Source organism: Komagataeibacter xylinus (assembly GCF_004302915.1).
Taxonomy (GTDB): domain Bacteria; phylum Pseudomonadota; class Alphaproteobacteria; order Acetobacterales; family Acetobacteraceae; genus Komagataeibacter; species Komagataeibacter xylinus_C.
On sequence record NZ_QQBI01000035.1, the window covers coordinates 17,425 to 27,639 of the forward strand.

A 10,215-nucleotide genomic window follows, 5' to 3' on the forward strand; every position below is an offset into this window, starting at 1 on the left:
CGGAGGGCAAGCTATTGTTCCTCTCATGTTCTTCTAAAACCTGCGGCATGGCCCTTTTCTCCCAACATTGATTTACCGGGCTTTTTTGAGGCCAGATGCGACAGGATTGAGCTTCTATCATTTATGCGGCTTTCGCTATGGATGACTTTTCCCATACGCGAGATGACTATTTTTCTGCTGAGAAAAGAGCATCGATTTCCCCGTTGGCAACGGGATTTAAAAAACATTATGTATGATAATTTCTGGATATGTATTCTTTTGAACCAGCATGGCAGGAAAGCGCTTTTCCAAAGCGTGGGATGCGCACTTGGTTTGATGGCGGTTCCGGTTTGTATAGAGGCGCAGCCTATGGGCAGGTCAAAATGCATCGCTGTCGGTGTGGCATCGTGAAAATATTTTATGGGTATAATGCCGGGTATGGCGATAAATGTGGAATGTTGAAATCTATGTATTTCAGCGTATTACAACAGATAAATGATGCCCTTCCCCTCCGCCAGAACTTCTTGTAAATAAACGAGAAATTGCCAAGCGCCCCACGGGGCGCTTTGGTCGTTTCTGGACGGTTTTTCAGGCTGGTGTGGTAGAAATTGTGGTACCTACCTCAAAAATTTGTTTAGCTTGGAGCCGAAATCACCCCCCACTCTACCGTGCCTTAGTACCGACTCTCACCAAGATCATTGAGCAACGGCTCCATCTCGTCTGGTGTCAGAGGCCATGTTCTAGGGGGTGCGGTCAGTTAGCTCCGATGACAACGGAGACGAGTTATGCTGCTGCTAGGAAGGTTGATTTTAGCTTGTCATAGCGTGTTGCTATGCCTCTGAACTGCTTCAGGCTGGCGAAGAAGCGTTCAATGATGTTTCGTTTTTTATAAAGCGAGAACAGGATTTTCCATGGATTGCGTCGGTTTTTCTTTGACGGGATAACCGGTATGATACCCCGTGCTTCAAGCTTTTCGATGAGGGGATCGGCGTCATAAGCCTTGTCGGCGATGAAGGCCTCGGGGTCGACTTCATCCAGCAGGGGTTCTGCTTCAGTGATGTCCGCCCTTTGCCCGGGTGTCAGGGAAAGAGCCACAACCTTTCCCGCAGCATTGACAATAGCATGAATTTTGGTGGTCAGTCCGCCACGGGATCGGCCGATAGCCTGATCCGCGCCCCTTTTTTACGGGCGCCCGCACTATGCTGGTGAGCCCGGACAATCGTGCTGTCGATCATCATGTATTCGTTGTCATGGTCAGCAGCCAGATGCCGGAAAATCCGTTCGATCACACCGCCTTCGCACCAGCGACGCAGCCGCCGGTGGACGTTCTTCCAGTCCCCGAACCGGACAGGCAGATCACGCCAGGGAATGCCAGCACGGTAACGATACAGCACGGCTTCCACAAACAGGCGGTTATCCGCAGCCGTTCCACCGACATGACCTTCACGACCCGGGAGAAGGTCCTTTATCCGCTCCCACTGACTGTCGCTCAGACCATACCGTCGCATTCCCACTCTCCCCGTCCCAGACACAGGAAGAAAACATCACAGATCAAACGGGAGTACAAGCGGCATAATCCTCCCGCTTAACTGACGACACGCCCTAATGTGGTCTTCTGTGCGCTTTGCTTCGGACGTGGCTGCAAGGTCATGAAGATAAGATCCGCAAAGGAACTGCGTTTCATCCGTCCGTATCCTTCTCGATCGGACGCTACCTTAAAATGGGCACATTTTCGGGGGCACGTCAGCCCGGCAGGTGATAAATGTGGGTGTTCTGGTTGAACCACAACACAGTGTCGCCGGGGCAGGATGGAATGATCTGGCTGCCGGCCTCAAAAGCGAGCCAAGCTACCATAATGATGAGTGCGGTCATAAATATATAGAATAAGGATATCATATAATTTAGGCTTATCCTTGAATGGTATCATGAGGCAACGCAATAGATGGCGGGATTGACAATCGACCTCCTATCGAAGCTGCATGACTTCGAGAACGCAAGCACTAAACACGATCTTCTAACCGCCTACCTTGACGCCGCCCTGACCGTTGGCGGCGTCCATATAACCATTGTGGAATTAAACAGGACTGAAGATCCTAAGGAAAATTTTATACATGTCGGCTATCCAGAGGAATGGGTAAATTTTTATATTGAGAATAATTATATAAGTTATGATCCAATAATAAAAAAATCTAGATTTATGAGTCATCCGTATTTTTGGCATGAAATCCTCAATATAAACCAAAGAGAAAAAAAGATAATCAAGGATGTGTCAGAATTTGGTATAAAAAAGGGAATGACAATACCATTCCATACACATGACAGATTGGTTTATGCCATATGTTTTGCATTTACAGACAAAGACGTAGATCAAGAAGTTGAAATTTATCTGCGTGCCTTATCTAATTTTTTCATTACCAGTTATAAAAAGCTGGATGAACCGGCAGATGTATTGGTCCCTATTCTTACCCCGCGTGAAAAAGAATGTCTGAGATGGACAGCCAAGGGTAAAAGCTCATGGGAAACCGGGATGATTGTTGGTGTCAGTGAGAGAACCGTTAATTTCCATATCAACAATGCACTACTGAAGCTAAAATGTACAAATCGTATCATGGGTGTGGTGAAGGCCATTTGCGCTGGTCTGATTGAACTGTAAAACCTGTCAGACCTGACAGGTAACCTGACTGTCGATTTTCATGAATAATCCTCTTACCCAACAGCAAGAGGGCGTATCCATGATCGAAGTCGTAACCGTTGAAAACGCCCATTGGTGCGGAACAGCCCTCGCTGAGCAGTTTAGGTTTCGCTACCGGCATTTTGTGGCCAATGAGCAGTGGGAAGTTCCCTTCTACAAAGGTATGGAATATGACCAGTTCGATACTCCTGCCTCCGTCTATCTTGTGTGGCGCGATGTCGCTGGTGTGGTCAGGGGTATGGTCCGTCTGCTGCCAACAAACCGGCCTTACATGCTGGAAACACTCTGGCCCGATATGATGCCCAGTCAGATTGTTCTCTCTGGGCCGAATGTATGGGAAATCACCCGTTTTGGCGTCGAGCGCAACATGTCGCTATCCCTGCGCAAGCAGATTTCGGCCGAACTGATCCTGGCATGCATTGAGTTTTCGGTTCTGAATGGGATTGACACCTATCTATTCCTGACCGCGTGGGGCGTTCTCAAGCGGATTGTACCCGGAGCCGGTGTAGAAGCTCATATTCACATGAGAAAGACGCTTCCATCAGGCCATGATGTCGCTTCTGCCGTAGTGCCCGTCTCGCAGGATGTTCTTGATAAGGCACGAGAAAAGCTGAATATCCACTATACCGTCCTCAATAATGACAGCATTGAGCACCAGAATGCAGCATAACAATATGAATGAAGATACGAAAACGAAAGCAAATGATATTAAAGCCGCGTTATCGTTTCTGCGCGAAGAAGCAAGAAGGTGCGGTCTAACACAGACTGACAATTCGCTCTCCATCACAGAAATAATAATAAATATTGAAATAAATAAATAAATAAAATTTTAATAGGAGTAATAAATTGTTTATCCGCGACGGTGATATTGAATACCTCGCAAAGAAACTGTTCTCACAACGCTATCCATTTCGGAAATGGGAGGCCACATCGAATTTGACATCCGGCGGCGCCACAGAAGATGAAAAGGAAAAATTTATGGATATGGCCCGGCGTCAATTGTCAAGCTGGCATCCGGTGTAAGTTAGGTCGCTCCACCCGGAGCCGCCTAATTTTCTACGCGATCAACTCACGCTTCCTCATCTTCTTCACCCTCAGCGACATGACCCGCCTCCGTCGCAGCCAGTTCTGCCGCGCCTGCTCGACGCGAGGGCAGATGCCCCGGTTCTTCTTGATCTTCAGCAGGAACAGGACCGCCTTCATCTTGGCATGCAGGTTGTCCGGTTCGGCCTGATCGATCCAGTCCCACCCGCTACAAGTTCAATTACTGGCGGCATCACGAATATGCTGGGCATATTCTGAACGACCTGACAGTTCGAGCGAGCCATCCCATGATCACAGGCTTAACGATAATTTGTAAGATATGGCTCTCAATTAAAATTTTATCTAAAGTTTTGCTTACGTTTTCTGTGCCGTATCCATCTTGCTGTATCAATAACAAAATGCGGAAGTATGTTCCGTATGAGGATTTCCGCTCTCTGCATGGTCGATTGTCCGCTGTTGGATAGATAGATCGTGCTTTGTGCCGTCCTGTCGGTTTTTATTTTTGGTGCCGTATAAAAATATGTAATGAGTGTCCGCCGTAGATACCCTTCTTGCGCGGCCTGGGGGTGTCCATGCCATGAATTAGGTGACTGGAGCATAAGAACGCTGCGCCCAAACCGGGGAACAATTTTTTTGACGGGACGGGGTGGATTGTCCTGCCACAGTTCCAGCATGCCGCCATATTCCGGCTTCCAGTCATGGTTGAGATAGGTCAGCAAAGCCAGTCGATTTTCAAGACACGTATGGGGGTGATAACGAAAATCGGTATGAACCTGAAAATGTCCCTGCCCCGCGACTTCGTGCATGCCACCTCCATAAAAATAAGGGTCGGGAAGCAGATTCGGGATTCCTGTCAATCTGGTCAGTAGCCGGAGGAATGGCGCGCCATTCACAATATCAAAATACCGTTGTATTGCAGAAGGCATGATGGATTGTGTGCTGGTTGAACGCTTTGACTGAAGCTGGTTCTGGAATACATTTACATTGTTTACGTGATCGAGATTAAAGGCCTGCAACGCTTCGTTCAGCAGGGAATCACAGAACATTCCGTCCATGACCAGATGTGGAAATGGCCTGGCTGTCTTGAACTCTTGCGCAAGACTGTTCATCCGGGAAGTATCAGACCAGTCCATTCTTTTTAACAGGGGTACGTAAGACATCTGCTATCCTAATAATAGCCTTTCCGGGTGCGGCAGAGTATCAGAATTTTTTTAGTGAATCCTATCCGCTGCGTAGACAAGGAAAGTTCAGAAGGGACTTCGATTCTGTATCTGTGACGATGCGACTACATATTTATGATGTACTGTTTCAATATGACACCATGCCTCGCCATATTTGGCAGGAATGGTGCCCCTGCTGGCCAAGGTATTCAGCATGTTTTCCAGTTCCGAGAGGAGAAGGGCATGATCCTGCAGGGGGGCCATCAGTGGTACCTTGTACGGGAGTAGGAAATGGCCCGTCACGGGAACGGGGGTTCCGTCCTGTGTCGGTAATGGATCATTTATGGTGGTGCTGACGGCCTCTGCCAGTTTCAGGAAACTTTGCAGGAAATCATCATTATAGGCAAAATTTCCAGCACTGCCCTGCGACCACCGGATTTCTTTTTCGGGAGAAGGCGCATTGATCCACGCGATGTAATGTTTCGCATGTAAAGTATGCAACCCGTCTGCGCTGGCAAATATGTGGTCAATCTCCACACGTTCGTCTGTACCAACTGGCAGGGTAATGCCATGCATTACGGGTAGGCCACTTGCCACAAGCATCTGCGCAACGGGATCATCCGCGGCAGGCTCTCCGCATAGTTTCTGCCACAGGGTGGCATCTCCATCTGCGGGGAAATCTGGATTGCGGTGCGCACGTGTCATGTCCGGTCCTGCAACAGATAAAGCTCCAAATCCGATAAGAAGGCTTTTATTGTAAAGAATTGGTAACCGGGGAGCGTCTCCCCTTCGTCACGCCGCTATTAATGTCCGTCTCATGCAGCATCATGCTGGCTGCCGGGCTGTGAGTACCCGGTATCGGGGCGCGCCTGCAGCCATGCTTCAAGATCCCGCGCATCCAGGGGTCTGGAAAAGAAATATCCCTGTATCACGTCGCAGTTGATCTGCCGGAGCAGGTCAAGCTGAGCCTGTGTTTCCACCCCTTCCGCCACCACGGTCATGCCCAGGCTCCGCCCGATACGGATGATGGCCGTGACCACAGAGTGAACCTTGCCCGTCGGTTCAAAGCCATCCATGAAGCTCCGGTCAATCTTGAGCTCGTTAAGTGGCAGGTTTGCAAGGTTCGACAGGCTGGAAAAACCGGTTCCGAAGTCATCCATGGAAAGCCCGATGCCCATGGCCCGGATCGCCTGAGCGGCGATGAGGGTCTGATCGTAATTTTCTATCATCGCACTTTCCGTCAGTTCGATGGTCAGACGATATGGGGGAATGCCACTTTCGTGCAGAATCTTGCCAATCAGGCGTGGCAGGTCGGGATTTCTGAAATGCAACGCGGATATGTTGACCGATACGACCGGAACGTCCACCCCTGCCTGTATCCATAGGGCCATCTGTCGACAGGCCGTCCGCAGTGACCACAGCCCGATTGCCTCGATCTGTCCGGTTTCTTCCGCCAGGGGGATAAAACGGCCCGGTGATATCATGCCCAGGGCAGGATCGGTCCATCGCGCCAGGGCTTCCACCCCTTCCAGCCGGCCGGTCGCGGCATGGACCTGCGGCTGGTATACCAGATAGAGTTGGTCCGTCCTGATTGCCTCCTTCAGCGCGTTGGCCAGCAGGATCTGGTCCGCCGCCTGCCGGTTCATTTCCTCGCTGAAGAAACGGTAGCAGTTACGGTCGGCATTCTTCGCCTGCGACAGGGCCGTTTCTGCCTGCTGCATGAGTATTTCCGTCTCCCGCCGGCCGCCGTCATTATCCGCAATGCCGATACTGGCCGTAATGGTAACAGGAACCTCGTCAATCACGACCGGCTCCGCTACGGCTTTCATGACGGCATCGGCCAGTGCCGTGGCCCGTTCCACCCCACCGGTCGTGATCAGGGTGAATTCGTCTCCCCCGCTGCGGGCCAGCAGGTCATCACTGGAAATGAGGCCGGATAGCCGCCGGGCCAACGCAGCCAGCAGCATGTTGCCTGCCGGGCGTCCCAGTCCGTTATTGATGGCCCGGAACCGATCCAGGTTGATGATCAGGGCCAGCAGGTTTTCATGCCGCGCGCGTGCCGCCCGCTGTGTGATACCGTGCCGCAACCCGGTCCGATTGGGCAGGCCCGTCAGGGTGTCATACTGCGTAAGCCGCGCGATATCCTCACGCGAGCGCTGCTGTTCGATGGCAAGCGCGCACAGGTGCAGGCAGGCATCGGCAATCCGCCGGTGCCATCTGCCCGGTGCGCGCTTGGCACGGAAATAGAAAGCCAGGCTGCCGCCTACCCGGCCGTCACGCAGCAGGATCGGCACCGACCAGCAGGCCATGAGGCCATGCGGGACAACAAACTGCCAGAACCCCTTCCATTTCGGATCGGCTTCAATGTCTGGTGTAACCACTTCCCTGCCGGTGAACAGTGCCGTGCCGCATGACCCGACCTCAGGGCCTATCTGCAGGTCAGCGCAGACTTCGGCAATTTGTGCGGGCAGCCGTGCGCGCGCTACGGGGTGCATGCGCTGTTCATCATCCACGGCCACGATCTGTGTTACGACATCCGGGGCGATACGTTCAATCTGGCGGCACATCAAGCCGAGGATTTCGTTGAAAGACAGGTTGCTGGTCAGTGCCCCCATCATATCCTTCTGCAGCGCCTTTATCTGCTCGCTGCCCGTAATGTCATTCAGCACCACGATCACTTCGTGCAGTTCCGCATAGGGGCTGCATAAGGGCGTTACGGTTGCCAGAAGCCAGATGTCCTGGCCTGTGTCGGTGCGGGAATGGATTTCCAGTTCAAAGGGCCGACAGCGCTGCAGACGACGGCGAAAGGCCTGTAATGTTGCAAGATCACCCTGCTGCCCGGACAGAAAGGCCGAGAAATCAGCCCCTTCCATACCCTCGGCACCGATGCCCGAAAACCGGGCCGCCGCTGCATTGGCATAGGTAATGCGGCACTGGCTGTCCAGTATCAGGATGCCGCATGCATTGCGTTGCACGATGGTGGCATACTGAAGGTCCTGTTCCCGTCGGGACAGATCCCGTGTCACGTCGCGCAGGGAAATGACAAACACCTGCTGTCCCGCCCCCTCGACCCGTGCCACGGACATCTCGGCAGAAAACGCCGTGCCGTCATGCCGCAGCAAGATCAGATGGTGGTGGTTTTCTGTAGTGGAACGACAGACCTTACCCCCGGATACGCCGGATGGGCACAGCGCGACATTCGTCAGGTTCTCACCAAAGGTACAGGGCAGGATGTCTGTCCCGGTGGGAAAGAGAATATCGAGTTTCCGGCCGACCAGCCCGGGCGTAGGGCCACCCCAGATACGGGCTGCATTATCATTGGCAAAGATAATTGTGTTATCATTGCTGACAAGCACAATACCTGTATCAATGCTTTCCAGCAGTTTGTCCGGAATGGGATAGGTCTGTCGTTCGCCCATTAGTCTGGCCTGCCTGTCTGTTGTGTTCTGGTGGGTAAATGAATAACGACGCCGTTCTCAGGGGCTTGGGTCCGGTAGCGTTTGAGAAAAAGCGGGGACGTGTCTGTCCCTTCTTCCCCCTGCTGCCAGTTTTCAGGACGGGACAGCCCGTAGGGGTCCCCATCACAGCGTACGACCGCCCATGCCGCGCAGTCCCGTTCCGCCCCACATCCCGCAAGCAGTCCGACCAGCGTGATGCGGGTATCGGAATCATAGGACGCCGTCAGGGTCTCGTTGCCGCGGAATATCAGGCTGAATGGCGCGGCGCGGTCCGGGTTGCCAAATGTGATGTCGATCAGGATAAGGCCGGCTTCGGAATGCTTGGGTCCGAAAATGATTTCTCCCCCCGCCGGATCAATAATCAGGTGCAGCCACAGAACCTGAAAGGGGCCAAAACTGTCGATTTCCAGCGTTCCCCCCTGCAGGACGTATTCCCAACTGCTCCACCGGGCCAGGTCGATCAGGTTCGTGCGGACCCAAGCCCGTGATCCTATGACGAAGCGATAGGAAGACAGGTCCGACCTGCGCGAAAGGGGAAGTGATCTGTTCACGACCTCAATCACGTTGTTCCAGGTAAAAAAGCCGTTTCTGACTGCGGTTTCGTCCGTGCGGACCACAAGGGAGCAGCCATTGTCTGTTGCCATTTTCATATGTATCGCCTGTCTCAAAAATACTCGCACCAGCAAGGAAGTTTCGGGTTTTCTGACTGCTGGCTATTGGGCCAAAATATGAAATATTTGTGGCGTGGCCTTTCTGCCCGTTGTGAAACTGCACGATGGTGGAGGTGATGAGGACGTAACGGAATTTATTGTTGCATAAGACCCATCATTTGAAAACAAAAAAAATGCTGGCTATGCGTTCGCGCAATCGTCTATAAAATAAGGCTGATGTGCCAATATAAACGAATAATATGATGCTGATCGGGTACGCGCGCGAAAATTCGGAAGAAGCGACGCTTCTCCATCAGGTAGAAGCACTCCGAAAGGCGGGTTGTCAAAAAATATATGAGGAAAAAGTTCCTACAATGAGCCGGGACTGGCCCATTCTGGGGGACGTCCTGACGGAACTTTCTTCTGACGATACTTTGGTTGTCTATTCTCTGGACCGTCTTGCCTGGTCAACGCCCCACCTGCTGGAGGTGGCTGATCGACTGCGTGAAAAAGGAGCAGGGCTGCGTTCCCTTTGTGAACCCTGGGCCGATACCACCGTTCCCTATGGGAAAATGATTCTTGGTGTTTTTGCTGGCATTGCTGAATTTGAACGCGCATTAAGCCGGAACCTCACGGAAACGGGTCGAAAACGGGCCAAGGAACGGGGTGTCCATCTTGGTCGGCCAGCCAAGCTCAGTGCAGAGCAGATTGCGACGATACGAAAGCTTGTCCGCGACGAGAACCTCTCTATTTCAGAAGTTGCAGCCCGTTTTGGCGTGCACAAAGCTACTATCTATCGGGCTGTTACCAATAACAAGTAAGAACTTCTTGCGGTGTGAGTTGGGCCGAGTGTTCTCATAAAGACTTGCAAGCTGGAATACACGATAAGCTCGCATGGTAATTGCCACAGAAATGCTATGGCGGAGAGTTTTTTCTGACTGCTCCAGCGCCAGCGCATCTAACGCCGAACCTGCAAGGCACATCAGGAAGCCTGGTAGACCGTGTTTGATTATATCGAAATATTATAAAATGCAGGGCACAAAGCTACGTCAGGCGCGAGGTGCGGTCGTCCGTGCAGTTTGGACGAGATCAGATTTTGAATGCCCCAGCCGTCTGGCAAATTTGGGACTAGAAGGTGTTATGTACTTTCGTGCGCGATTGGTTCAGTAATGCTGAATGACGCAAGCCCGCAAGCCGTATCCATCTGACGTATCAGACGAAGAATGGTCGTT

Annotated in this window: 10 protein-coding genes; 4 read left to right on the forward strand and 6 right to left on the reverse strand. The window is 52.0% G+C overall.

Translation table 11 applies throughout. The features are described from left to right. Positions 1-762: 762 nt before the first annotated feature. Positions 763-1,487, reverse strand: a protein-coding gene (locus DV027_RS14370; RefSeq protein WP_130732674.1) for an IS5 family transposase whose coding sequence is annotated in 2 segments (ribosomal slippage) — positions 763-1,157 and positions 1,157-1,487 — 726 coding nt in all. Because the reading frame shifts where the segments join, the coding sequence is not laid out codon by codon here. Positions 1,488-1,921: 434 nt separating this feature from the next. On the opposite strand from DV027_RS14370, the gene DV027_RS14375 reads away from it, so the two are divergent. The 3 genes from DV027_RS14375 (at position 1,922) to DV027_RS17660 (ending at position 3,694) form a co-directional block, all read left to right on the forward strand. Next, the gene (locus tag DV027_RS14375; RefSeq protein ID WP_130732675.1) at positions 1,922-2,632 is read left to right on the forward strand and encodes an autoinducer binding domain-containing protein; all 711 of its coding nucleotides are present in this window, start codon (positions 1,922-1,924) and stop codon (positions 2,630-2,632) included. 79 nt (positions 2,633-2,711) lie between these two features. Next, positions 2,712-3,341, forward strand: a complete 630-nt coding sequence (locus tag DV027_RS14380; RefSeq protein ID WP_165399211.1) for an acyl-homoserine-lactone synthase — start codon at positions 2,712-2,714, stop codon at positions 3,339-3,341. A 176-nt stretch (positions 3,342-3,517) separates the two neighbouring features. Next, complete coding sequence (locus tag DV027_RS17660; protein ID WP_165399212.1) at positions 3,518-3,694, forward strand: hypothetical protein; 177 nt, start codon at positions 3,518-3,520, stop codon at positions 3,692-3,694. A 33-nt stretch (positions 3,695-3,727) separates the two neighbouring features. Here DV027_RS17660 and DV027_RS14385 read toward each other — a convergent pair whose 3' ends face one another. The 5 genes from DV027_RS14385 to DV027_RS14405 form a co-directional block, all read right to left on the reverse strand. Beyond that, a complete protein-coding gene (locus tag DV027_RS14385) occupies positions 3,728-3,874 on the reverse strand; it encodes a hypothetical protein (protein ID WP_242621941.1) in 147 nt (48 codons plus the stop codon). A 179-nt stretch (positions 3,875-4,053) separates the two neighbouring features. Next, positions 4,054-4,875, reverse strand: coding sequence for a 2OG-Fe(II) oxygenase (locus DV027_RS14390; protein WP_130732678.1), 822 nt, complete (start codon positions 4,873-4,875; stop codon positions 4,054-4,056). An 87-nt stretch (positions 4,876-4,962) separates the two neighbouring features. After that, positions 4,963-5,580 carry an NERD domain-containing protein gene (locus tag DV027_RS14395; protein WP_130732679.1) on the reverse strand — a complete coding sequence of 206 codons (618 nt, stop codon included), beginning with the start codon at positions 5,578-5,580 and terminating at the stop codon, positions 4,963-4,965. 110 nt (positions 5,581-5,690) lie between these two features. After that, positions 5,691-8,294 carry an EAL domain-containing protein gene (locus tag DV027_RS14400; protein WP_130732680.1) on the reverse strand — a complete coding sequence of 868 codons (2,604 nt, stop codon included), beginning with the start codon at positions 8,292-8,294 and terminating at the stop codon, positions 5,691-5,693. Then, on the reverse strand, positions 8,294-8,983 hold the full coding sequence (locus DV027_RS14405; RefSeq protein WP_130732681.1) for a hypothetical protein: 690 nt from the start codon (positions 8,981-8,983) through the stop codon (positions 8,294-8,296). Before DV027_RS14405 ends, DV027_RS14400 begins: the two co-directional genes overlap by 1 nt. 260 nt (positions 8,984-9,243) lie before the next feature. Between DV027_RS14405 and DV027_RS14410 the strand changes: the two genes are divergently transcribed. Beyond that, on the forward strand, positions 9,244-9,804 hold the full coding sequence (locus DV027_RS14410) for a recombinase family protein (RefSeq protein ID WP_130732682.1): 561 nt from the start codon (positions 9,244-9,246) through the stop codon (positions 9,802-9,804). Positions 9,805-10,215: the final 411 nt, after the last annotated feature.

Excerpts from the sequence above, each read along its gene's own strand:
- DV027_RS14375 (WP_130732675.1), top strand. The coding sequence starts at position 1,922 with ATGGCGGGATTGACAATCGACCTCCTATCGAAGCTGCATGACTTCGAG.
- DV027_RS14410 (WP_130732682.1), top strand. The coding sequence starts at position 9,244 with ATGATGCTGATCGGGTACGCGCGCGAAAATTCGGAAGAAGCGACGCTT.
- DV027_RS14400 (WP_130732680.1), bottom strand. The coding sequence starts at position 8,294 with ATGGGCGAACGACAGACCTATCCCATTCCGGACAAACTGCTGGAAAGC.
- DV027_RS14380 (WP_165399211.1), top strand. The coding sequence starts at position 2,712 with ATGATCGAAGTCGTAACCGTTGAAAACGCCCATTGGTGCGGAACAGCC.
- DV027_RS14390 (WP_130732678.1), bottom strand. The coding sequence starts at position 4,875 with ATGTCTTACGTACCCCTGTTAAAAAGAATGGACTGGTCTGATACTTCC.
- DV027_RS14405 (WP_130732681.1), bottom strand. The coding sequence starts at position 8,983 with ATGAAAATGGCAACAGACAATGGCTGCTCCCTTGTGGTCCGCACGGAC.
- DV027_RS14385 (WP_242621941.1), bottom strand. The coding sequence starts at position 3,874 with ATGAAGGCGGTCCTGTTCCTGCTGAAGATCAAGAAGAACCGGGGCATC.
- DV027_RS14395 (WP_130732679.1), bottom strand. The coding sequence starts at position 5,580 with ATGACACGTGCGCACCGCAATCCAGATTTCCCCGCAGATGGAGATGCC.